17 protein-coding genes and 1 tRNA gene are annotated in these 22,035 nt (G+C 60.5%); 10 read left to right on the plus strand and 8 right to left on the minus strand.

Annotation, left to right across the window (positions count from 1 at the left end; translation table 11 throughout):
• The first annotated feature begins 119 nt into the window (after positions 1–119).
• Positions 120–1,262 (plus strand): DUF459 domain-containing protein, encoded by a 1,143-nt coding sequence (locus ASC96_RS29240; RefSeq protein WP_082512313.1) that lies wholly within the window; start codon positions 120–122, stop codon positions 1,260–1,262.
• Between the two features lie 102 nt (positions 1,263–1,364).
• On the opposite strand, the gene ASC96_RS29245 is transcribed toward ASC96_RS29240, so the two are convergent.
• The gene (locus ASC96_RS29245) at positions 1,365–2,864 is read right to left on the minus strand and encodes a DegQ family serine endoprotease (protein WP_060506548.1); all 1,500 of its coding nucleotides are present in this window, start codon (positions 2,862–2,864) and stop codon (positions 1,365–1,367) included.
• Here ASC96_RS29245 and ASC96_RS33105 point away from each other — a divergent pair.
• Positions 2,863–3,000 carry a hypothetical protein gene (locus ASC96_RS33105; protein WP_156393909.1) on the plus strand — a complete coding sequence of 46 codons (138 nt, stop codon included), beginning with the start codon at positions 2,863–2,865 and terminating at the stop codon, positions 2,998–3,000. The genes ASC96_RS29245 and ASC96_RS33105 overlap by 2 nt on opposite strands.
• A 211-nt stretch (positions 3,001–3,211) precedes the next feature.
• Here the strand turns inward: ASC96_RS33105 and ASC96_RS29250 are convergent, their stop codons facing one another.
• Positions 3,212–4,666 (minus strand): glutamate synthase subunit beta, encoded by a 1,455-nt coding sequence (locus ASC96_RS29250; RefSeq protein WP_060506549.1) that lies wholly within the window; start codon positions 4,664–4,666, stop codon positions 3,212–3,214.
• Between the two features lie 104 nt (positions 4,667–4,770).
• Positions 4,771–9,492, minus strand: coding sequence for a glutamate synthase large subunit (gltB, locus tag ASC96_RS29255; protein ID WP_060506550.1), 4,722 nt, complete (start codon positions 9,490–9,492; stop codon positions 4,771–4,773).
• Positions 9,493–10,055: 563 nt separating this feature from the next.
• On the opposite strand from gltB, the gene ASC96_RS29260 reads away from it, so the two are divergent.
• Positions 10,056–11,102 carry a low specificity L-threonine aldolase gene (locus ASC96_RS29260; protein ID WP_060506551.1) on the plus strand — a complete coding sequence of 349 codons (1,047 nt, stop codon included), beginning with the start codon at positions 10,056–10,058 and terminating at the stop codon, positions 11,100–11,102.
• Here ASC96_RS29260 and ASC96_RS29265 read toward each other — a convergent pair whose 3' ends face one another.
• Positions 11,103–11,981, minus strand: a complete 879-nt coding sequence (locus tag ASC96_RS29265) for a LysR substrate-binding domain-containing protein (protein ID WP_060506552.1) — start codon at positions 11,979–11,981, stop codon at positions 11,103–11,105. It lies immediately after the preceding gene.
• A 96-nt stretch (positions 11,982–12,077) separates the two neighbouring features.
• On the opposite strand from ASC96_RS29265, the gene ASC96_RS29270 reads away from it, so the two are divergent.
• Positions 12,078–13,061: a bile acid:sodium symporter family protein gene (locus ASC96_RS29270; RefSeq protein ID WP_060506611.1), complete on the plus strand. Its 984-nt coding sequence runs from the start codon at positions 12,078–12,080 to the stop codon at positions 13,059–13,061.
• A gap of 12 nt (positions 13,062–13,073) precedes the next feature.
• Here ASC96_RS29270 and ASC96_RS29275 read toward each other — a convergent pair whose 3' ends face one another.
• Positions 13,074–13,874, minus strand: coding sequence for an APH(3') family aminoglycoside O-phosphotransferase (locus ASC96_RS29275; RefSeq protein WP_060506553.1), 801 nt, complete (start codon positions 13,872–13,874; stop codon positions 13,074–13,076).
• A 154-nt stretch (positions 13,875–14,028) separates the two neighbouring features.
• Positions 14,029–14,505, minus strand: a complete 477-nt coding sequence (locus tag ASC96_RS29280) for an Hsp20 family protein (RefSeq protein ID WP_037100077.1) — start codon at positions 14,503–14,505, stop codon at positions 14,029–14,031.
• Between the two features lie 536 nt (positions 14,506–15,041).
• Between ASC96_RS29280 and ASC96_RS29285 the strand changes: the two genes are divergently transcribed.
• The gene (locus ASC96_RS29285; RefSeq protein ID WP_060506612.1) at positions 15,042–16,019 is read left to right on the plus strand and encodes an alpha/beta hydrolase; all 978 of its coding nucleotides are present in this window, start codon (positions 15,042–15,044) and stop codon (positions 16,017–16,019) included.
• Positions 16,020–16,027: 8 nt separating this feature from the next.
• On the opposite strand, the gene hisN is transcribed toward ASC96_RS29285, so the two are convergent.
• Both hisN and ASC96_RS29300 read right to left on the minus strand, forming a co-directional pair.
• The gene (gene hisN, locus ASC96_RS29290; RefSeq protein ID WP_060506554.1) at positions 16,028–16,801 is read right to left on the minus strand and encodes a histidinol-phosphatase; all 774 of its coding nucleotides are present in this window, start codon (positions 16,799–16,801) and stop codon (positions 16,028–16,030) included.
• A gap of 384 nt (positions 16,802–17,185) precedes the next feature.
• On the minus strand, positions 17,186–18,070 hold the full coding sequence (locus ASC96_RS29300) for an N-formylglutamate amidohydrolase (protein ID WP_060506556.1): 885 nt from the start codon (positions 18,068–18,070) through the stop codon (positions 17,186–17,188).
• Between the two features lie 195 nt (positions 18,071–18,265).
• Here ASC96_RS29300 and cpdR1 point away from each other — a divergent pair, with 195 nt between their 5' ends.
• The 5 genes from cpdR1 to ASC96_RS29325 all read left to right on the plus strand — a co-directional run bounded on the left by cpdR1 (position 18,266) and on the right by ASC96_RS29325 (position 22,014).
• Positions 18,266–18,628, plus strand: a complete 363-nt coding sequence (gene cpdR1, locus ASC96_RS29305; protein ID WP_018327941.1) for a response regulator CpdR1 — start codon at positions 18,266–18,268, stop codon at positions 18,626–18,628.
• Positions 18,629–18,723: 95 nt separating this feature from the next.
• A tRNA-Val gene (locus tag ASC96_RS29310) sits at positions 18,724–18,798 on the plus strand.
• 172 nt (positions 18,799–18,970) lie between these two features.
• On the plus strand, positions 18,971–19,159 hold the full coding sequence (locus ASC96_RS29315; RefSeq protein WP_060506557.1) for a hypothetical protein: 189 nt from the start codon (positions 18,971–18,973) through the stop codon (positions 19,157–19,159).
• A gap of 426 nt (positions 19,160–19,585) precedes the next feature.
• Positions 19,586–21,430 carry a dihydroxy-acid dehydratase gene (gene ilvD, locus ASC96_RS29320; protein ID WP_060506558.1) on the plus strand — a complete coding sequence of 615 codons (1,845 nt, stop codon included), beginning with the start codon at positions 19,586–19,588 and terminating at the stop codon, positions 21,428–21,430.
• Positions 21,431–21,585: 155 nt separating this feature from the next.
• Positions 21,586–22,014: a lipocalin-like domain-containing protein gene (locus ASC96_RS29325; protein WP_060506559.1), complete on the plus strand. Its 429-nt coding sequence runs from the start codon at positions 21,586–21,588 to the stop codon at positions 22,012–22,014.
• Positions 22,015–22,035 lie beyond the last annotated feature (21 nt).

Below are 22,035 nucleotides of genomic sequence, written 5' to 3' on the forward strand. Positions count from 1 at the left end.
TTCAACGTCAGTGCAGATCAGTACGGAACAGGTGCATGAGCGGCAGAAACAGCAGCAACGGCTTTCACCGGTTGTTCAACGGTCTGATCGTCGTTGCGATCGGCTTGACTGCATTCGTCATGGAACCACCACGCCCGGCGCAGGCGCAGGAGCGCCGTACCATTCTCGACATGCTGTTCGGGTTCGGCCGCCGCCAGCCGCCACCGGTTTATGACGACGCTCCGATCTACGAGCCGCGGCAGAGACAGCCACAACAGCAGCAACGCCCGAAGGCCAGAAAGACGCAGCAGAAAGCGAAACCGGCCCCGGTCGAACCCGCTCCTGTCGTCGTCGAAAAGCTGGAGACCGCCAAGAAAGTCCTCGTCGTCGGCGACTTCATGGCCGGCAGCCTCGGTGACGGATTGAAGACTGCCTTCGAGACAACCCCCGGCATCGTTATCGAAACCCGCGCCAACGGCTCATCGGGCCTCGTGCGTGAGGATTATTTCAACTGGCCGGAAAACCTGCCCGCCTACATCACTGAGACGAAGCCGGCGCTGATTATCATCAGCCTCGGTGCCAATGAGCGCCAGCAGATGGCGATCGGCAGCGAGAAGGAAAAGTTCCGGACTGACAGTTGGCTTGCCGAGTACACCCGCAGGACCGGCGCCTTCGCGGCCCTTGCCCGCAAGGACAAGACGCCGCTGCTCTGGGTTGGCATGCCGCCCTTCCAGTCGACATCGATGACGGCCGACATGGTGACGCTGAACGGTATCTTCCGCACGGAAACCGAGAAGGTGGGTGGCACGTTTGTCGATATCTGGGACGGGTTCGTCGATGAGGACGGCAAGTTCGTTATGACGGGCTCCGACATCAACGGCCAGCAGGTCCGCCTGCGCGGATCAGACGGCATCAACCTCACCAAGGCCGGCAAGCGCAAGCTTGCCTTCTACGTGGAGAAGGACATCCGCAAGCTGTTGGGCGATGCAGCTGCCTCGGCCCAGGACATTCCCGGCGCCGACGGCATGAAGGATCTGGTCGTGGCTGCCCCCACCGCCAACGAAGACATCATCCAGACCCAGCCGATCGGTCTTGACGATCCTGAACTTGACGGCAGCGCCACGCTGCTCGGCGGCGGCGCCACCCTGACCAGCAACGGCAAAAGCCCGCGCGACCGTCTCGTCGAAAAAGGCGAAGTCGCCGAAGCCCCCGTGGGCCGGGTGGATGATTTCCGGCTGTCAAAACCGGAAACGGTGATCAGCAATCCCGTCATTCGCAACTGATACCAGGGATCCTTCGGCAAACAGAGAAACCCCATCCTCCTTCCGCCAGGAGGATGGGGTCTTCAGCAGCCCGCATCTTGCGAATAAGGCTGCCAACCGAGGTCAGGCGGCCGCGAACGGCACTGCGATAAAGGTCTTCTGATCACCGCGCTCGATGAGCAACAGCACCGACTTGCGGCCGGTCTTCACCGCATTGGCGATCGCTGTCTTGACGTCACCGGCACTCACGACAGCCTTGTCGTTGACTGAAACGATGACATCGCCTGCCTGGATACCGGCCGCGGCAGCCGGCTTGTCCGGGTTGACCTTGGCAACGACGGCACCCGTGACATTGTCAGGCAGGTTCAGTTGCTGGCGGACATCCGGCGTCAGGTCGGCAAGCGCCACGCCGATGCTCGGCCCGGTCTGCACCTTGCTGTCATCCTTGGCGGCGGACGCCTGCTTCTGGTCGCCATCATTGCCACCGACAGTAACGCTGAGGTCGACGATCTTGCCATCACGCCAGACGGTCATGGCTTCCTTTGCACCCGGCGACAGATCGGCAACCAGCCGCGACAGATCGTGCGGCGACTTCACGGCCTCATTGCCGACCGTCATGACGATATCGCCCGTCTTCAGGCCCGCCTGTGCTGCGGGGGTACCCGCATTGACGGCAGCCACCAGAGCGCCTTCCGCCTTGGTCAGGCCAACGGCGTCGGCAACGTCTGCCGTTACCGGCTGGATCTGCACGCCGAGATAACCGTGATCGATCGATCCGCTCTTTTCGAGCTTGGCGACGATCTTCTGCGCCTGATCGGAGGGGATGGCGAAACCGACACCAACACTACCGCCATTCGGCGAGTAGATCGCGGTGTTGATGCCAACGACATTGCCTGAGTGATCGACAAGCGGGCCACCGGAATTACCGTGGTTGATCGGTGCGTCGATCTGGATGAAGTCGTCATAGGGGCCGCTGTGCAAATCGCGGCCACGGGCCGAAACGATACCGGCCGTCACTGTCGTGCCAATGCCAAACGGATTGCCGATTGCCAATATCTGGTCGCCCAGCTTCAGGGTATCGGAATCGCCCCAGGCGAGTGTGGCAAGCGGCTTACCGGCGGTGATCTTCAGCACGGCGAGGTCGGACTTCGGATCCGCGCCCAGAAGCTTGGCCGGCAGTTCCGTTCCGTCATCAAGCGTTACCTTGATGTCGATAGCGTTGTCGATGACATGATTGTTGGTGACGATGATGCCGTCGCTGCTGACGATAAAACCGGATCCGAGAGCCATGGCGCGTTCACCGTCCTGGTGTTGCGGCGCCTGTTTCGGCATCGGAATACCCTGCTGCTCGAAGAACTGGCGGAACTGCTCGTCCATCGGCGAATTGCTGCCGCTATCGCTCACGTCGGTCGCCTTCATCGTCGTGGTAATGGTCACGACCGCCGGCTTGTCGAGAGAAACGACATCCGCGAAAGATCCGTTGGTGGCGAGCGGCGCGATGGCAGGTGCGGACGCTGCCATTGCAGTTGTTGAATGGATGGTGAAGGGCAACGCCGCCGCGCCGACCAAGAAGGCGGCTCCGACCAGCGCTGCGGCACGGTGAGTCAGGAGAATGTTAGACATGACAAAGGGTCCCTTACGAACTCGTTGGGGTGCGGCGTCATGGTTCCCGGTCATGGGAACGCGGCGTCGGGTGATCGGCAGCGTTCTTTTCAAGAAGAAACTTCAGAAAACCGTCAGTATTGGCGGAAAATACTGAACTCCCAAGAATTACGCTTGAGATGAATATTATAGGCACTACGAATATTTACAAATTAAAGGTTTATTACCGTTTCATTGCAGCAAGTTAATGTTGCATCGATTCGCGCCGCCATCATTGAGCCCAATTTCCAGCAGTCGCAGAACGGCAAACGCCGCGCACCAGACGGCACGCGGCGTTCCAAACCGGTTTCACCCGCGACCGCGCTGGATCAGCGCGGCAGGGTCGTCGAGCCCATCAGGGCTTCATCGATCGCCCGAGCCGCCTGGCGGCCCTCGCGGATCGCCCAGACGACCAGTGATTGGCCACGGCGCACATCACCGGCTGCCCAGACCTTGTCGACCGAGGTCCGGTAGTCCTTGTCATTGGCAGTCACGAAGGAGCCGCCGCGCTTGTCCTTGCCGATAACCAGCTTGTCGCCCAGATCCTTCAGCACGCTGTCCTTGCCCGGGCCGCTGAAGCCGATGGCGATGAAGGCGAGATCGGCCTTGATGACAAACTCCGTACCGGCAATCGGCTTGCGGCGCTCATCGACCTGACAGCACTTGACGCCGGTCAGCACGCCGTCTTCGCCGACGAATTCAAGTGTCGCCACCTGGAACTCGCGCACGGCACCTTCGGCCTGCGATGACGAGGTGCGCATCTTGGTCGCCCAGAACGGCCAGACGGCCAGCTTGTCTTCCTTTTCCGGCGGCTGCGGCCGGATGTCGAGCTGGGTGACCTTGACGGCGCCCTGGCGGAAGGCGGTGCCAACGCAGTCGGAGGCCGTATCGCCACCGCCGACAACGACGATGTGCTTCGCGCCGGCCAAGATCGGGTCCGACGGCCAGCCGGCGCTGTCGATGTTTTCGCGGCCGACACGGCGGTTCTGCTGGACGAGATAGGGCATCGCGTCATGCACGCCAGTGAATTCGACGCCTGGAATACCGGCATCGCGCGGCGTTTCCGCACCGCCGCAATAGAGCACGGCATCGTGTTCGGCGATCAGGCTATCGACGGTGCGGTCGACACCAACGTTGACGCCGCAATGGAACGTCACGCCTTCGCCGCGCATCTGGTCAACGCGGCGGTCGATGAAGTTCTTCTCCATCTTGAAGTCCGGGATGCCGTAACGCAGCAGACCGCCGGGCTTGCTCTCGCGCTCGAACACGTGAACCTCATGACCAGCGCGGGCCAGCTGCTGAGCCGCTGCCATGCCGGCAGGGCCTGAACCGATGATCGCCACCTTCTTGCCGGTCTTTGTAAAAGCCGGTTGCGGCACGATGTAGCCCATTTCATAGGCCTTGTCGGCAATCGCCTGCTCGACGGTCTTGATCGCTACCGGCGCATCTTCAAGGTTCAGCGTGCAGGCTTCCTCGCAGGGCGCCGGGCAGATACGGCCGGTGAATTCCGGGAAATTGTTGGTCGAGTGCAGGTTGCGGATCGCCTCGTCCCAGTTGCCGGTATAGACCAGATCGTTCCAGTCAGGGATCTGGTTGTGCACCGGGCAGCCAGTCGGGCCGTGGCAATAGGGGATGCCACAGTCCATGCAGCGCGCCGCCTGTTTCTGCACTTCGGGTTCCGACATCGGGATTGTGAATTCGCGGAAATGCCGGATGCGATCCGATGCCGGCTGATACTTCGCCAGCTGCCGGTCGATTTCCATGAAGCCTGTAACCTTGCCCATCGTGAATTCCTGATATCTCTAATCCGAGTAGACGCTCGCTGTGAGCGCGCCAGATGCACCCCCGCGCCTTTCGGCCACCGGGGTGCGTTGTCACAGATCGGCGGTTATTCCGCCGCAATGCCCATCCGCATGCGCTCCATTTCCTCAAGCGCACGCCGGTATTCGATCGGCATGACCTTGCGGAATTTCGGCCGGAACTCGACCCAGTGATCGAGAATTTCCTTCGCACGGGGCGAGCCGGTGTAGTGCAGGTGATTGGAGATCAGCTGGTAAAGCCGCTCGTCGTCATGGCGCGTCATGTCGCCGGCGACATCGACCATGCCCTTGTGCATGAGGTCTCCGCCGTGATGATGCAGCTTCTCCAGCATGTCGTCTTCTTCCGGAACCGGCTCGAGTTCGACCATCGCCATGTTGCAGCGCATGGGGAAGTCTTCACTCTCGTCCAGGACATAGGCGACGCCGCCCGACATGCCGGCTGCAAAGTTGCGGCCGGTTTCGCCGAGCACCACGACAACACCGCCGGTCATGTATTCGCAGCCATGGTCGCCCACGCCTTCGACAACCGCGATGGCGCCGGAGTTGCGCACGGCGAAGCGTTCACCGGCAACACCGTTGAAGTAGCACTCGCCGGAGATCGCGCCGTAAAGCACGGTGTTGCCAACGATGATCGACTTGGCAGCGACGATCTTGGAATTTTCCGGCGGGCGCACGACGATGCGGCCACCCGAGAGCCCCTTGCCGACATAGTCGTTGCCGTCACCGATCAGCTCAAAGGTGATGCCGTTCGCCAGGAACGCGCCGAAGGATTGTCCAGCCGTACCGGTGAGCTTCACCGTGATCGTATCATCCTTCAGGCCCTTGTGACGGTAACGCTTGGCCACTTCACCGGAGAGCATCGCACCCGCCGAACGGTCGACGTTCTTGATATCGACTTCGATCGTCACCGGCGTCTTCGATTCCAGCGCAGGCTTTGCTTGCTCAATCAGCTTGCGGTCGAGAATGTCGTGGATCGGATGGTTCTGCTTTTCGGTCCAGTAGGTCTTTTCCTTCGGCGCATCGACCTTGTGGAAGATGCGGGAAAAGTCGAGCCCATTGGCCTTCCAGTGCGAGATCATCGCATCCTTCTCGAGCAGTTCGGAAAGTCCGATGACCTCGTCGAACTTGGCAAAGCCGAGCGACGCCAGGATTTCACGCACTTCCTCGGCCACGAAGAAGAAGTAGTTGACCACATGCTCGGGCGCACCCTTGAAGCGCTTGCGCAGGACCGGATCCTGCGTCGCCACGCCCACCGGACAGGTGTTGAGATGGCACTTGCGCATCATGATGCAACCGGCAGCAATCAGCGGCGCCGTCGAAAAGCCAAACTCGTCGGCACCGAGCAGCGCGCCGATGATGACGTCGCGGCCGGTCTTCAGGCCGCCATCGACCTGCAGCGCGATGCGCGAACGAAGACCGTTCAACACCAGGGTCTGATGGGTTTCGGCAAGACCGATTTCCCACGGAGATCCGGCATGCTTCAGCGATGTCAGCGGCGAAGCACCGGTGCCACCGTCATAGCCAGAGACGGTGATATGATCGGCGCGCGCCTTGGCGACACCGGCCGCAACCGTGCCGACACCGACCTCCGAGACCAGCTTGACGGAGATATCCGCTTCCGGGTTGACGTTCTTCAGGTCGTAGATCAGCTGCGCCAGATCTTCGATCGAATAGATGTCATGGTGCGGCGGCGGCGAAATCAATCCGACGCCCGGCGTCGAATGGCGGGTCTTGGCAACAGTCGCGTCCACCTTGTGGCCGGGCAGCTGGCCGCCCTCGCCGGGCTTGGCCCCCTGTGCCACCTTGATCTGCAACATGTCCGCGTTGACCAGATATTCGGTCGTCACGCCAAAGCGGCCGGAGGCGATCTGCTTGATCGCCGAACGTTCCGGATTGCGCGAGCCATCGTAGAGCGGCAGGTAACGGTCGGCTTCCTCGCCGCCCTCACCGGTGTTCGACTTGCCGCCGATGCTGTTCATGGCGACAGCCAGTGTCGTGTGGGCTTCACGCGAGATCGATCCGAACGACATGGCGCCGGTCGAGAACCGCTTGACGATATCGGCTGCCGGCTCGACTTCGTCGATTGAGATCGGCTTGCGGCCGATGGCGTCAGCGCCCTTGATCGAAAACAGGCCACGAATGGTGTTCATCCGCAGAGCCGCACCATTCACCATCTCGGCGAATTCGCGGTAACGGTCCTCGGCATTGCCGCGAACGGCATGCTGCAGTGAGGCAACAGCGTCCGGCGACCAGGCATGGCCTTCGCCGCGCATACGGTAGGCATATTCGCCACCGATATCGAGCGTGTTCTTCAGGAGCGGATCGGCACCGAAGGCTGCCTGATGGCGGTTGAACGTTTCCTTGGCGATCTCTTCAAGGCCGATGCCTTCGATCTGCGTTGCCGTACCGAAGAAATAGCGGTCGACCAGTTCGGAGCTCAAACCGATCGCGTCGAAGATCTGTCCGCCGCAATAGGACTGGTAGGTCGAGATGCCCATCTTGGACATGACCTTGAGGATGCCCTTGCCGACCGCCTTGATGTAGCGATAGACGACTTCGCTGCCATCGACTTCCTTCGGGAACTCACCGCGCTTGTGCATGTCGGTCAGCGTGTCGAAGGCGAGATAGGGGTTGATCGCCTCGGCACCATAGCCTGCCAGCAGGCAGAAATGGTGCACTTCGCGCGGCTCGCCGGTTTCAACGACGAGACCGACGGAGGTGCGAAGCCCCTTGCGGATCAGGTGGTGGTGCACAGCCGCCGTGGCCAAGAGTGCCGGGATCGCCATGCGGTCCGGGCCGATCTGACGATCGGAGAGCACGATGATGTTATAGCCGCCCTTGACGGCCGCTTCCGCCCGCTCGCACAGCCGGTCGAGAATTTCCGGCATGCCTTCGGCACCGCGCGTCACGTCATAGGTGAAGTCGAGCGTCTTGGTGTCGAACCGGTCTTCGGTGTGGCCGATCGAGCGGATCTTTTCGAGATCACCGTTGGTCAGGATCGGCTGGCGCACTTCCATCCGCTTGGCATGCGCCATGCCGGCATGGTCAAGCAGGTTCGGGCGCGGGCCGATGAACGAGACCAGGCTCATCACCAGCTCTTCGCGGATCGGGTCGATCGGCGGGTTGGTGACCTGCGCGAAGTTCTGCTTGAAATAGGTGTAGAGCAGCTTGGTCTTGTCCGACATTGCCGAGATCGGCGTGTCGGTTCCCATCGAGCCGATGGCTTCCTGGCCGGTCGTCGCCATCGGCGACATCAGGATTTTCGTGTCTTCCTGGGTGTAGCCGAACGCCTGCTGACGATCGAGCAGCGATACGTCGCGGCGCAGCGCCCGGGGCTCGACCGGCTTCAGGTCTTCCAGGATGAGCTGGGTGTTGTCCAGCCACTGGCGGTAGGGATGCTGGTTGGCAAGGGTCGACTTCAGCTCATCGTCGGAGATGATCCGGCCTTCCTCCATATCGATGAGCAGCATCTTGCCCGGCTGCAGACGCCACTTCTTGATGATGCTCTCTTCGTTGACCGGCAGTGTACCGGCTTCGGAGGCGAGGATGACGCGATCGTCGTCGGTCACGAGGTAGCGCGCCGGACGCAGGCCGTTGCGGTCGAGCGTCGCGCCGATCTGCTTGCCATCGGTAAAGCAGACGGCGGCGGGGCCATCCCATGGCTCCATCAGGGCGGCATGATATTCGTAGAATGCCTTGCGCTCGGGCGCCATCAGCTGGTTGCCGGCCCAGGCTTCCGGGATCAGCATCATGACGGCATGCGACAGCGGATAACCGCCCTGCACGAGGAATTCGAGCGCGTTATCGAAACAGGCGGTATCCGACTGGCCCTCATAGGAAATCGGCCAGAGCTTGGAGATATCGTCCCCGAACAGCGGCGAGGAGACCGACGCCTGACGCGCCGCCATCCAGTTGACGTTGGCGCGCAGCGTGTTGATTTCGCCGTTATGGGCGACCATGCGGTAGGGATGCGCCAGCTTCCACGATGGGAAGGTGTTGGTCGAGAACCGCTGGTGCACGAGGGCGACAGCCGATTCAAAGCGCGGATCGGCGAGGTCCTTGAAATAGGCCGCGACCTGATAGGCAAGGAACATGCCCTTGTAGACAATGGTCTTGGTCGACAGCGACACCGGATAGAAACCGGTCTCCGCACCTTCGAATGCATCATAGATGCGGTTGGAAATCACCTTGCGCAGGGTAAACAGGCGGCGCTCGAATTCAGCATTGGTCGCAGCATCGCGGCCAGCGCCGATGAACACCTGAACATGATACGGCTCGGTCGCGGCGATATCGGGAGCCTTGGACAGTGAAGCATTGTCGACCGGCACTTCGCGGAAGCCGAGCAGCGTCTGGCCTTCTTCAGCCACGACCTCGGAGATCACCTGCTTGAAATGGGCGATCTGCGCTTCGTCCTGCGGCATGAACAGGTAGCCGACGGCATATTCTCCGGCCTTCGGCAGAATGACGCCCTGCAAGGCCATTTCCTCACGGAAGAAACGGTCGGGGATCTGCACCAGAATGCCTGCGCCATCGCCCATCAGCGGATCGGCGCCGACAGCGCCGCGATGCGTCAGGTTTTCCAGGATGAACAGGCCATCCTTGACGATCTGGTGGGACTTCTTGCCCTTCATATGGGCGACAAAGCCGACGCCGCAGGCGTCATGCTCGTTGCTTGGATCATAAAGACCCTGTTTTTTCGGCAGGCCCGGAAATGCGGTTGTTTTCTCAACCGTCGCCGCTTGGCGCACAGTGTTGAGACCAGTTACGGTGGATGGCGTAAAGTCCGTCATCGTCTTCCCTCCTGTTAACCCGGCATGGCCGGATATTTCCGCAGTCCAGGCAGGCTTTTGCGGGCAAGAGTCCCGTCGAGGCCGGCACCGGCATTATCGTTGCATGATCCTGATGCGGTCGCAAATGAACCATCGATGGCATCAGGCACAGAGTGCTCACGACCATCGAGACTGTCCCGCCGGCCCGGACGACAGAGCGTCCGGCGCGGTCTACAATCGTCAGCCGGCAACCGCATCAGGCGGGCTTTCCGGCGTCTTTCCGGTCTTGAGACCGAAATAGGACAGTCATACTGTCCTATTTCATAGGCTCTATGCCAGAAAGCCCCCTCTTCCGCAAGACCACTAATGCAAAATATTCGACCGAATTTTGCCGAACATTGCGGTTAATTTCGTCTTTTTGTAATTTTCTTTCGACAACTCCTCATTTTCTTCAATTTGGTTTCAAACTGGTCTGACATTGTCCCTATCTCGCTTCGAACGGATTGATTGCCGCCACAGCATCCTTATGGTCACTCCGGACCAATCAATTCGGGGCATTTCCCCCGAAATAGCAGGATCACATCATGATTTTCTCTTCCGACAACTGGGCGGGCGCCCATCCCGTGATTGCCGAAAGCCTCGTCAAGGCGGCCGGTGGCTTTGCCTCCGCCTACGGCACCAGCGAACTCGACAAACGTGTGGAAAAGAAGCTCTCCGATGTGTTTGAGCGCGACGTCGCGGTGTTCTTCGTCGCCACCGGCACCGCCGCCAATTCCCTGGCGCTGGCCAGTACCAATCGCCCGGGCGGCCACGTGCTCTGCCACCGTGAAGCGCATGTGAACGCCGACGAATGCGGCGCGCCGGAATTCTTCTCGCACGGCGCCAAGCTCGCCCCGGTCGATGGCCCCATGGGCAAGATGGATCCGGCCCGTCTGGAAAAGGAAATCCAGCGCACCCGTGGCGGCGGTGTCCATGGCGGCCAGCCGATGGCCATCACCATGACGCAGGCGACCGAAGCTGGGACCGCCTATACCCTCGACGAAATCGATGCGATCGCTGCCATCGCCAAGTCTGCAAAGCTCCCCTTGCATATGGATGGCGCCCGTTTTGCCAACGCGCTTGTGACACTCGGCACAACACCGGCCGAAATGACCTGGAAACGCGGCATCGACCTGCTCTCCTTCGGCGGCACCAAGAACGGTTGCTGGTGCGCCGAGGCGCTGATCCTGTTCGATACGTCGAAGGCCGAAGAAATGGGCTACTTGCGCAAGCGCTCCGCCCAGCTTTTCTCGAAGTCCCGCTTCATTGCCGCCCAGTTCGATGCCTATCTCGAAGGTGATCTCTGGCTCGATCTCGCCCGCCATGCCAACAGCATGGCAGACCGGCTTGCCGCGGGCATCGAACGGTCGAACAGCGCCCACCTTGCCTGGCCGACCGGCTCCAATGAGCTTTTCGTCGTCCTGAAAAAAGAGGTTGCCGCAAAACTTCAGGCAGACGGCGCCGTCTTCTATGACTGGCCTGTGCCTCATGCGCTGGCGGATTCCGTTTCAGAAGACGAAGGCCTCTACCGCCTGGTCGCCAGCTTCGCGACCACACCGGAGAATGTCGACCAGTTCCTGAAAGCCCTCTGATCAGAGCGTTGATTTCCCTGTCGCGGCTGCGGCCTGCGGGCCGCCGACCGTAGTCAGGATCTCGCCGGACAGGGCCTCCACCAGTGCCCTGTCCGCGCCACGCCGCGCCACCAGCACGAATTCCACATCCTCAAGCCGCGGCAGCCGATCCGAGGTGATTTCCCGCAAGCCCGCCGGTGCCATGCTGCGTGGCTGCACCAGAACGCCCATGCCTGCACGCGCCGCAGCCGTCAGACCGCTGAGACTGCCGCAGGTGCAGACGATCCGCCACGGCACACTCGCCCGCTCAAGCGCTTCCAACGCCACGCTGCGGGTAATGCTCGGCGGCGGAAAGGCGATTAGAGGCAAGACATCACCGCGCATCACCCGTTCGGGATCACGCGCCAGCCAGACCAGCGGCTCGCGGTAAACCAGCTGGCCCCGCGCATCGCCGATCCGCCGTTTGGCCAGCACCAGATCGAGCGCGCCCTCATCCTGCATCTGGTAAAGCGTGCCGCTCAAGGCGACGGTCAGCTCGAGATCGACCGAAGCATGCGCCCGGGTAAAATCCTCGAGCACCGCCGGAAGGCGGCTCATGACAAAATCTTCCGACACGCCAAGATGCAGCCGCCCATGCAGGCTGCGCTCGGCAAACAGCGACTTCACCTGCCCATCCAGCGACAGCATGGCGCGGGCCGGCCCCAGTAGCGCTTCACCATCCGCCGTCAGCGACACCCGATGCGTATCGCGCTCGACCAGCTTGCGGCCAAGATCGGCTTCCAGCCGGCGGATATGCTGGCTGACCGTCGATTGCCCGAGCCCCAGCCGCTCGGCCGCAAGCGTAAAACTCGCCATCTGCTCGACGGCGAGAAAACTGCGAAGCTGCACCAGATCCAGCATTGATCATCCTGAAATGTGATAATCGTTATTTCTTGCATTCGATATCATAATGACAATGATGCCGCCATCTGCTTTCCGATGACCTGGACGATCAATATGCGCCGCTTCCTGCCCGATACTTTCACCATCCTGCTCGTCTGTACGGTGATCCTTGCATCGCTCTTGCCCATTTCCGGCAAACCGGCAGAGTGGTTTGGCCTGGCGACGAAAATCGCCATCGGCCTTCTGTTCTTCCTGCATGGAGCGCGGCTGTCGCGCGATGTCGTGGTGGCCGGTGTGCTGCATTGGCGGCTGCATCTCGTGATTTTGGCGTCGACCTTCGTGCTCTTCCCGCTGCTCGGTCTGGCCATCGGCTTCCTGCCGGAAAGCGTTCTGCCCCCTGCCCTTTACACCGGCATCCTCTTCCTTTGCGTCCTGCCCTCGACCGTACAATCGTCGATCGCCTTCACGTCGATGGCGGGCGGCAATGTGCCCGCAGCGATCTGCGCCGCGTCCGCTTCCAACATTTTCGGGATGTTCCTGACACCGCTGCTGGTCGGCCTGCTGTTTGCCTCCGGCGGCCAGGGAGGCTTCTCGCTCGATGCCCTGGAGCAGATCCTGCTGCAGTTGCTTGCCCCGTTCATCCTCGGTCAGATCCTGCAGCCATGGATCGGCAACTTCATCCGCGCCCGCAAGAAACTATTGATGCCGGTCGATCGCGGCTCGATCCTGATGGTCGTCTATCTCGCCTTCAGCGAGGCGGTGACGGAACACATCTGGAGCACATTCTCCATCCGCGACATCACGGTCGTCATCGTGCTCGACATCCTGCTTCTGGCCATCGTGCTGATCGTCACCATGTATGGCAGCCGCCTGATGGGCTTTTCGCGGGAAGACGAGATCGCCATCACCTTCTGCGGCTCCAAGAAAAGTCTTGCCAGCGGCGTGCCGATGGCCAACGTCATCTTCGCCGGCCAGGGCATCGGCAGCATCGTCCTGCCGCTGATGCTGTTCCACCAGATCCAGCTGATGGCCTGCGCGGTGATCGCCCAGAAATATGCCGAACGCTCACGGCGCCTCGCGGTTGCCGCGGCGGAGTAAAGCCGCCGGAGTTTAGAAAAACTCGTCCAGCAATTGATAATAAGCGAGCTTGGCGCGATCCGGCTGAGGGACACCGTAGAGATCAAGGAAGGCTTGTCCCCAAGCCTCGCCAAAATCGTCACAAACACTGCGATAGGCAAGCGCCAGGTCCTGATAGCGGTCAGCGACGCCCAGACGGGCGCAGTCGATAAACCCGCTGAACCGCCCATCCTGCGCCAGCAGGTTCGGCAGGCACGCATCGCCATGCGTCACAACGAGGTCGGCGCCGTCAGGCTTTTGTGTTTCAAGAAGCTGGAAGAGGTCTTCGGCCGATTGATCAAGCCGCGCCTCATCAAAGTCGTCCTCGTCAACCTCGCCTGCCTCCATCCGCGCCTTGGCTAGCGCCAGCCGGCCGGAAAGGCTTTGGTCGAACGGGCAGGTCCGGATATCGATGGCGTGCAGCAGCTGCAAAGCGGTGGCCAGGATTTCGATGCACTGTTGCGGCGTGATCGGCGCAACCGACAAATCACGCCCCGGGATAGCGCTGAGCAGCAGCCAGTTCTGGCCGTCGTGAACGTCCGGCGCAACAACGTTCGGGCAGGCAATCCCCGCCCCCGCCAGCCATAGCAATCGTGTTGCCTCGTCGGGCAATTCGCCAAACGGCCCAGCCGGCTCGCATTTCACAAAGAGGTCTGGCTTTCCATCCCCGACCAGCTTGAAGACGCCAGCTGCGGACTGACCAACCTCGTCGCGCTCGAAATGATAGGACGACAGCCGGATACGCCACTCCGGTGGCAGTGCCTCAACGGGCAGCACGGGGGACAATTCGCTCATCAAACCCTCTTTTTCTCCAGCGCAAAATCGCCGCCTCGCTGCTATTACAGCGGCGAGACTCCCTCATAAAAAAAGCCGTTTGCAACACGCGGCTGCAAACGGCTCTGGATTATCAACAGCGCCCGCTCAGACGCTGCATCGTCTCATCAACAGCTTAGTTGGTGCTGCCGGTGACCTGCGTGGCTTCGATCTGCTTCGGCGCCGACTGGGCGGCAACGATGTCGATGCGGCGCGGCTTGGCGGCTTCCGGGATCTCGCGCAGGAGATCGATGTGAAGCAGGCCGTTCTTCAGCGAAGCGGACTGGATTTCCACGTGGTCGGCGAGCTGGAAGCGGCGCTCGAAGGCGCGCTTGGCGATGCCGCGATACAGAAACTGGTTTTCAGTTGCCTTTTCTTCGCTCTTCTCGCCCTTGACGGTCAGCGTGTGCTCGCGGGCTTCGATCGAAAGTTCACTTTCGTCAAACCCGGCAACGGCCATGGTGATCCGGTAGGTGCTCTCGCCGGTCCGCTCGATATTGTAGGGCGGATAGGTCTGCGACTGGTCCGGCTGGCCGAGACTGTCGAGCATGGTGAAGAGACGGTCGAAACCGACGGTGGAACGGTAAAGGGGGGAAAAATCAACGTGACGCATGGTGTCCTCTTGTGAGCAACTGGTGTGCGATCTTGGCTCCGTCATCCCGTATGCGGCGATGGCAGAACCGGTGGAACGAGCCCGACTTCGGCGCCCGTGAGAAGGAGATGGGAATTGTTTTTACGGCCTTCAAGCCCCCTTCGACACAAGAGTAAAACACCGCCGCAAAAGCGCAATCCGCCGATAAACGCAGGATGAACGGCCGGTTCCGGAACCGTTCAGCTTGAGGGCGGTAAAACCACAACATCGGAGACGAGGCTGGCAGCGGCGGTGAGCGTCCCTTCTCCCACATGCTGCCTGTCCTCACCCGATCGACTGTCTCTGGCCGGGAACGGTATATCGTCCCCCACCGTTTCCGGCCCTTTTCCCATCCTTTTCTTTGACGGGACAAATCCTCTGCCGTATCTCTGCTTTCTGGCCTGCACCCTTCCTTAATCGCTATCGATCAAGGATGCGCCATCACACATCCGGTGCATTGCCGGCGCATCCTGTGCCGCTATCGCATCCGCAAAGACCCGCCGGACACGGACCTGCCCATGACGCCTACGCTTTACTCCACCCCGGACAATCCGATCCCCGGCAATCATACCGTCGGTTTCTTCGAAGGCGTGGGTAATCGCAAGATCCGCTATGCAATCTTCAAGTCGGATACACCCGTTGCCAAGGGCACGGTCGTGCTGTTGCAGGGCCGCAATGAATCGATCGAGAAATATGCCGAGACGATCGGCGAACTGACGGCGCGCGGCCTGTGGGTGGCAACCTTCGACTGGCGCGGCCAGGCCGGTTCAGAACGCCTGTTGAAAAACCCGCGCCGCGGCCATGTCCGGCGCTTCGCCGACTATGAGAGCGACCTCAGCACGTTCCTCGAAAAGATCGTCCTGCCAGATACGCGGCTGCCCTTCTTCATGCTGGCCCATTCAATGGGTGCGCTGGTGGCCCTGTCGCAGGCACCGATGCTGGCGAGCCGCATCGACCGGCTTGCCGTTGCCGCCCCGTTCGTGGCGCTCGGTGGCCAGAAGGTCGGTCATGGCATGATCGGTTTCATGGCCGCCGCGTTCAGCCTCTGCGGCCTGGGTTCCCTGCCGCTGATGCGTGACAAGGGTTCGCGGCCCTTTTCGGAAAACCTTTTGACATCGGATGCCCGCCGCTTTGCCCGTAACACGGCATTGACCGATGCCCATCCGGAGCTGGCGCTCGGTCCCCCCTCCGCCCGCTGGCTGCATGAGACCTTCAAGGCAATCAAGCGCATCGCCAGCCGCGAGCACCTGACGCAAATCCGCGTGCCGACCATCGTGCTGGCGCCGACGCAGGACAAACTGGTGCCGCATCTGGCGGTGGAGACCCTTGCCCGCAATTTCCGTGCCGGCCACATGATCCCGATCGACGGCGCCCGGCATGAGCTTCTGCACGAAGCCGACCATTACCGCGCCCAGGCGATCGCCGCCATCGAGGCCTTCATCCCCGGCAGCACCGCGGAAATGGCCTTGATGGAAAAGGAAGACCTCACGGCCTAGTTTGGCTGTCAGCCCTTCAGAATGGCCAAAGCCTGTGCGTGAACTTCGGCGCTGCCGGCTGCAATGACTTCGCCACCCATTTCCGCCGGGCCGCCATTCCAGCTGGTGACGATGCCGCCTGCCTGTTCGATGAGCGGTATGATCCCGCCGACATCATAGGGCTTCAGGCCGCATTCGATGACCAGATCGATGTGACCGGCCGCCAGCAGCGCGAAAGCGTAGCAATCGCAGCCGTAGCGGGCGAGCTGCACCTTGCTTTGCACCGCTTCGAAACGAGTCTTGATATCACCGGTGTAGAGATGCGGCGACGTGGTGAACATGATCGCCTGCGAGAGATCGGCGCAAGGCCGCGTCGAAACGATCTTGTCCTCGCCCGGCCCGCGATAATGGGTCTTCTTGCCATCGGCAAAATAGCGCTCGCCGGTAAACGGCTGGTCCATCAGCCCCATCACTGCCTCGCCTTTGTGATAAAGGCCGATCAGCGTGCCCCAGACCGGCAGGCCGGAAATGAAGGCGCGTGTTCCGTCGATCGGATCGATCACCCAGACGTAATCGCGGTCGAGGCCAACATTGCCGAACTCTTCGCCGAGAATGCCGTGCTCGGGGAAATGCGCCTCGATCAGCGCCCGGATTGCTGTCTCGGCTGCCCGGTCGCCCTCGGTCACCGGGTCGAAACCGGCAGCTTCCTTGTTGGCAACGCTGATGCCGGTGCGGAAACGCGGCAGGGTCTGTGCCTTGGCAGCATCGGCAAGGCGATCGAAAAACTCACGGTCCGGCAGCATGAAACCTCACGAAAATCGGGAATTGGAAGGCTGAATCTGCTTATGGCACATTTTTTTGAAAAAGAAGTCTTGAACGGAAAAATCGGTAAAAATCGTGCCAGCCGGCCATCGCGGAAGCGGTCCTGCCCCGAAATTTCGAAGAACGTGCCTCAAAAATCGAAAACAAGGACAACATCGCCTGTTTTATGGCAGATCGGCGCCGATACGGCTTTGATGCAACGCACCAATTACGGTCAAGTCTTGCTTGACAATTGTGCAATGCAATATTAGCTTTTTCCTACAGCCACTTGTGGCTGTAAATACCCTCCTTGGGTGTTTCCTCCCTAGACTTAGCCGCGCCACAAGCGCGGTTTTTTTTGTCTTTGTGTCAGGGAAAAGACCGGCCTATTCGGCCGCCAGCGAGGTGCTTGGCGAATAGGTCTGCACATGGGCCGCCAACCCGCCGAGAAACATCCCGATCGCTTGTGCCAGCATCGGAAAGTCCTTCTTCTTCTGCAGGGTCGCTTCGTCGACATAGAGACCGCGATTGATCTCGATCTGCAGTGCGTGCAGCCCGCGGGCCGGGCGGCCGTAATGCTCGGTGATGAAACCGCCGGCATAGGGCTTGTTGCGGGCGACGGAAAATCCGAGATCCTCCAGCAGCGACACGGCTGCCCGTGACAGATCCGCAGACGCGCTGGTGCCGTAGCGGTCGCCGATGATGAAATCCGGCCGCTGGCCCGTACCGGCCAGCCGGATATTGCCCGGCATCGAATGGCAATCGATCAGAACCGCCAGCCCGAACTGCACATGCGTGCGGGCGATCAGCCGCCGCAGGCAGGCATGATAAGGCTTGTAGATCGTCTCGATCCGATCGAGCGCCTCTGCGACTGGAAAGCGGCTGCGATAGATTTCCATGTTTTCCGCCACCAGCCGCGGCACCGTGCCGAGACCGCCGGCCACCCGCATGGAGCTGATATTGGCAAAAGACGGCAAAGGCCCGTCGAACATCTTCGGGTCGAGTTCATAGGGCTCGCGGTTGACATCGAGGAAGGCCCGCGGGAAATGCGCCATTAACAATGGCGCGCCCATATCTGTTACGGAATGGAACAGTTCGTCGACGAAATGATCCTCCGACCGGCGGATCGACACATCGTCCAGACGGGATTTTTCCAGGAAGGACCGGCTGTAAACCCTGCCGCTGTGGGGGGAATTGAAGACAAAGGGAATGCGTTGCATTTCCGGCTCGCGAACTTCGAACTGTTCGGTTTCGCTGACGTTCTGCGTCATCGCAGCCCTTTTTTACCATGTCACAATCTTGATAGTTCGTGTATGTTGCCAGCAGGCAGCAATCATGTCCATAGTCGTTTCCTGCCTGTGAACGGGGTTTGACCTCATGTCTTCACCGGATATTTACTCAACTGCGGTTTCATGACGTTACCGCAATTCCCGACATCGACATTTAAGGTGCAACGGCTTTAATCCATGAGTCCAAAAATTCTCCTCGCCGAAGACGATAACGACATGCGCCGCTTCCTGGTGAAAGCCCTGGAAAAGGCCGGCTATAAGGTATTGTCGTTCGACAATGGCGCCAGCGCCTATGACCGGCTGCGCGAAGAGCCGTTTTCGCTTCTTCTGACCGATATCGTCATGCCTGAAATGGACGGCATCGAGCTCGCCCGCCGGGCAACCGAACTCGACCCGGACCTCAAGGTCATGTTCATCACCGGCTTCGCTGCCGTGGCGCTCAATCCTGATTCGAAAGCTCCGAAGGATGCAAAGGTGCTGTCGAAGCCCTTCCACCTGCGTGATCTTGTGGATGAAGTGAACAAGATGCTGGCCGCATAGCCTGCGCCGCAAGGGCCGCAAAACTTCCTGTCAAAAAGCCGAAAAAAGCCTATTGACGCCCCAGGAGGTTTATGGTCTATGCGCCGACATCGGATGGGCGTGTAGCTCAGCGGGAGAGCACTACGTTGACATCGTAGGGGTCACAGGTTCAATCCCTGTCACGCCCACCATCCAGTTTCTAAAGGCCTTTCGGGAAACCGGGAGGCCTTTTTCGTTTGGCACTCGCCTGTCCCGACCCTATCTTGTCTGTAGGCCAGCAGGCTTTGCACCGGCCGTCGCGATCACGCTCGGCGCTGAGGCGCCCATCAACGATACACCACGAACCAAGGATGATTTTCACCCGTGAACGAACCACGTTACGATCTTCGTCAGGAGAAGAATGGCACCTGGACTGTCATTGACGTCGTCACAAGCCTGCCTGCAGCCTCCGATGGCCGTGATCTGACAGGCCTTGAGCGCGACGACGCCAGGGACATTATGGAGGCACTGAACAGGGATCACCTCGCAGGCCGCAAAAGCCCGCTGGTGTAGCTCCAAAAATCCCCTCCCCGTTGCCGGAGAGGAGATTGGTAAAATGGTTTACGTGCTAAAATTGCTGGGTTGCAAAGTGTCCAGCACCGTCAGTAAAGAATGAAATGCTGCACTGCGCATCCCCCAAACAAGGTAGGCAGAGACCGTTATTCTTCGAAATCAATATGTTGGGCAGAAAACCGGCCCAGAATGGCCACGATTTCACCAAGACCGCACAAACCTGCAATTCAGAGCTAGGACGCCGATTGGCAAATCCCTCGACGCGTGCAGCGCGCAAAGATCCATGCTATGATCCCTCTCCAAAAAACACGAAATATTGTTACGAAATTCGTGACGCGGGCGCAGTTTTGCGATACGAACCGCTGAAATTGTGGTCCCTGAACCCTATATCTGCCGTTCACCCAGACAAGATCAAGGAAGACGTCCATGCCTGCCTATCGCTCCCGCACCACCACCCACGGCCGCAACATGGCCGGCGCTCGCGGCCTTTGGCGGGCGACGGGCATGAAGGACAGCGATTTCGGCAAGCCGATTATTGCAGTGGTCAATTCATTCACCCAGTTCGTGCCCGGCCATGTGCACCTCAAGGACCTCGGCCAGCTGGTTGCCCGCGAAATTGAAGCCAATGGCGGCGTCGCCAAGGAATTCAACACGATCGCCGTCGATGACGGCATCGCCATGGGTCATGATGGCATGCTCTATTCGCTGCCGTCGCGCGAGATCATCGCCGATTCGGTCGAGTACATGGTCAATGCGCATTGTGCCGATGCGATGGTCTGCATCTCCAACTGTGACAAGATCACCCCCGGCATGCTGATGGCGTCGCTGCGCCTCAACATCCCGGTGATCTTCGTCTCCGGCGGCCCGATGGAAGCTGGCAAGGTCGTGCTTTCCGATGGCAAGATCCACGCGCTCGATCTGGTCGACGCGATGGTTGCCGCCGCCGATGACAAGATGTCGGACGAGGACGTCAAGACCATCGAGCGCTCCGCCTGCCCGACCTGCGGTTCCTGCTCCGGCATGTTCACGGCCAACTCGATGAACTGTCTGACCGAGGCACTGGGCCTGTCCCTGCCCGGCAACGGCTCGACTTTGGCGACCCATTCGGATCGTGAAAAGCTGTTCCTCGAAGCCGGCCGCCGCATCGTCGGTCTTGCCAAGCGCTATTATGAAGCCGAGGACGTCACGGCACTGCCGCGCACCATCGCCTCGAAGGGTGCCTTCGAGAATGCGATGGCGCTCGATATCGCCATGGGCGGCTCGACCAACACCGTTCTGCACATCCTGGCTGCCGCCCATGAAGGCGAAGTCGATTTCACCATGGATGATATCGACCGGCTGTCGCGCAAGGTTCCGTGCCTGTCGAAGGTCGCACCGGCCAAGGCCGACGTGCACATGGAAGACGTGCACCGCGCCGGGGGCATCATGGCGATCCTCGGCGAACTCAACCGCGCCGGCCTTCTGAATGCCGACCTGCCGACCGTGCATGAAAAGACGCTCGGCGATGCGCTCGCCAAGTGGGACATCGCCGTCACCGACAATCCGGCAGCACTTGAACTGTTCAGTGCCGCCCCCGGCGGCGTGCCGACCCAGGTCGCGTTCAGCCAGAGCGCCCGCTGGAAGGAACTCGATACCGACCGCGAAAACGGCGTCATCCGCGATGCCCAGCATCCATTCTCCAAGGATGGCGGCCTGGCAGTCCTCAAGGGCAATATTGCCATCAACGGCTGCATCGTGAAAACGGCCGGCGTCGATGAATCGATCCTGAAATTCTCCGGCCCAGCCCGCGTCTTCGAAAGCCAGGATTCGTCGGTCAAGGCGATCCTTGCCAACGAAGTCAAGGCCGGCGACGTCGTGGTCATCCGTTATGAAGGCCCCAAGGGCGGCCCGGGCATGCAGGAAATGCTCTATCCGACCAGCTACCTGAAGTCGAAGGGTCTCGGCAAAGCCTGCGCGCTGATCACCGACGGCCGTTTCTCGGGCGGCACTTCGGGTCTCTCGATCGGCCATGTCTCGCCGGAAGCGGCGAATGGCGGTCTGATCGGCATCGTGCGCGAAGGCGACATGATCGACATCGACATCCCCAACCGGACGATCTCGCTGCGCGTTGACGAAGCCGAAATCGCTGCCCGCCGCACTGAACAGGACGCCAAGGGCTGGAAGCCGGTCGAACAGCGCAAGCGTAAGGTCACGACGGCGCTGAAGGCATATGCCGCATTCGCCACCTCGGCCGACCGTGGCGCCGTCCGCGATCTGGGCGATCTCGGCTAGCCAGATCGACCTGCCGCCTCCTTCTCATTCAAAAATGTGAAATCGCCGCATCGGCGATTTCACATGGCACTGATCGGGCCTCTCGCGCTCTGGCCTCAGTCGCATGCTGTCTGCTATGATCCAACCTTCTGGAGGAATGACCTTTGGAGGGGGGAATGACGAACGTTGCCACGTTGCTCGGGACCTGGCGTATGCTCAGCTGGAAGAGGACATTCATCACCACCGGCGAAGTGGCTGATGCCATGGGGGCTGATCCCGTCGGCTATATTTGTTATCACGCCGATGGACGCATGATGGCGTTGGTCGTCAATCGCCATCGGCCTGCGCTCAGGGGAACGACGCCGGCGGACGATGAAAAAATTGCTCTCTTCGATTCCATGCTGGCCTATGCAGGCACCTATACGGTTGAGGACGGCAGGGTCATCCACCACGTCGACACCAGCTGGAATCCTGCCTGGGGCATAACCGACCAGGTGCGTCCCTTTTCGATTGTCGGCGATAAGCTGATCATCAGCGACGCGCCGGGCGTTGACCCGGTAACGGGACAGGACGTCATCTATCACCTCGAGTTCAGCAGAGTTTGACGGAACGGCGCTGAAGAGGCT

Origin of the sequence: Rhizobium sp. Root1204 (assembly GCF_001424965.1) — a bacterium.
GTDB lineage: Bacteria > Pseudomonadota > Alphaproteobacteria > Rhizobiales > Rhizobiaceae > Pararhizobium.

What these genes read in the sequence shown, in the direction of transcription:
- ASC96_RS29245 (WP_060506548.1), bottom strand. Translation starts at nt 2,864, where the DNA reads ATGTCTAACATTCTCCTGACTCACCGTGCCGCAGCGCTGGTCGGAGCC.
- ASC96_RS29275 (WP_060506553.1), bottom strand. Translation starts at nt 13,874, where the DNA reads ATGAGCGAATTGTCCCCCGTGCTGCCCGTTGAGGCACTGCCACCGGAG.
- hisN (WP_060506554.1), bottom strand. Translation starts at nt 16,801, where the DNA reads ATGCTGCCGGACCGTGAGTTTTTCGATCGCCTTGCCGATGCTGCCAAG.
- ASC96_RS29285 (WP_060506612.1), top strand. Translation starts at nt 15,042, where the DNA reads ATGACGCCTACGCTTTACTCCACCCCGGACAATCCGATCCCCGGCAAT.
- ilvD (WP_060506558.1), top strand. Translation starts at nt 19,586, where the DNA reads ATGCCTGCCTATCGCTCCCGCACCACCACCCACGGCCGCAACATGGCC.
- gltB (WP_060506550.1), bottom strand. Translation starts at nt 9,492, where the DNA reads ATGACGGACTTTACGCCATCCACCGTAACTGGTCTCAACACTGTGCGC.
- ASC96_RS33105 (WP_156393909.1), top strand. Translation starts at nt 2,863, where the DNA reads ATGACAAAGGGTCCCTTACGAACTCGTTGGGGTGCGGCGTCATGGTTC.
- ASC96_RS29325 (WP_060506559.1), top strand. Translation starts at nt 21,586, where the DNA reads ATGACGAACGTTGCCACGTTGCTCGGGACCTGGCGTATGCTCAGCTGG.
- ASC96_RS29240 (WP_082512313.1), top strand. Translation starts at nt 120, where the DNA reads ATGGAACCACCACGCCCGGCGCAGGCGCAGGAGCGCCGTACCATTCTC.
- ASC96_RS29260 (WP_060506551.1), top strand. Translation starts at nt 10,056, where the DNA reads ATGATTTTCTCTTCCGACAACTGGGCGGGCGCCCATCCCGTGATTGCC.
- ASC96_RS29250 (WP_060506549.1), bottom strand. Translation starts at nt 4,666, where the DNA reads ATGGGCAAGGTTACAGGCTTCATGGAAATCGACCGGCAGCTGGCGAAG.
- ASC96_RS29300 (WP_060506556.1), bottom strand. Translation starts at nt 18,070, where the DNA reads ATGACGCAGAACGTCAGCGAAACCGAACAGTTCGAAGTTCGCGAGCCG.
- ASC96_RS29280 (WP_037100077.1), bottom strand. Translation starts at nt 14,505, where the DNA reads ATGCGTCACGTTGATTTTTCCCCCCTTTACCGTTCCACCGTCGGTTTC.
- cpdR1 (WP_018327941.1), top strand. Translation starts at nt 18,266, where the DNA reads ATGAGTCCAAAAATTCTCCTCGCCGAAGACGATAACGACATGCGCCGC.
- ASC96_RS29265 (WP_060506552.1), bottom strand. Translation starts at nt 11,981, where the DNA reads ATGCTGGATCTGGTGCAGCTTCGCAGTTTTCTCGCCGTCGAGCAGATG.
- ASC96_RS29270 (WP_060506611.1), top strand. Translation starts at nt 12,078, where the DNA reads ATGCGCCGCTTCCTGCCCGATACTTTCACCATCCTGCTCGTCTGTACG.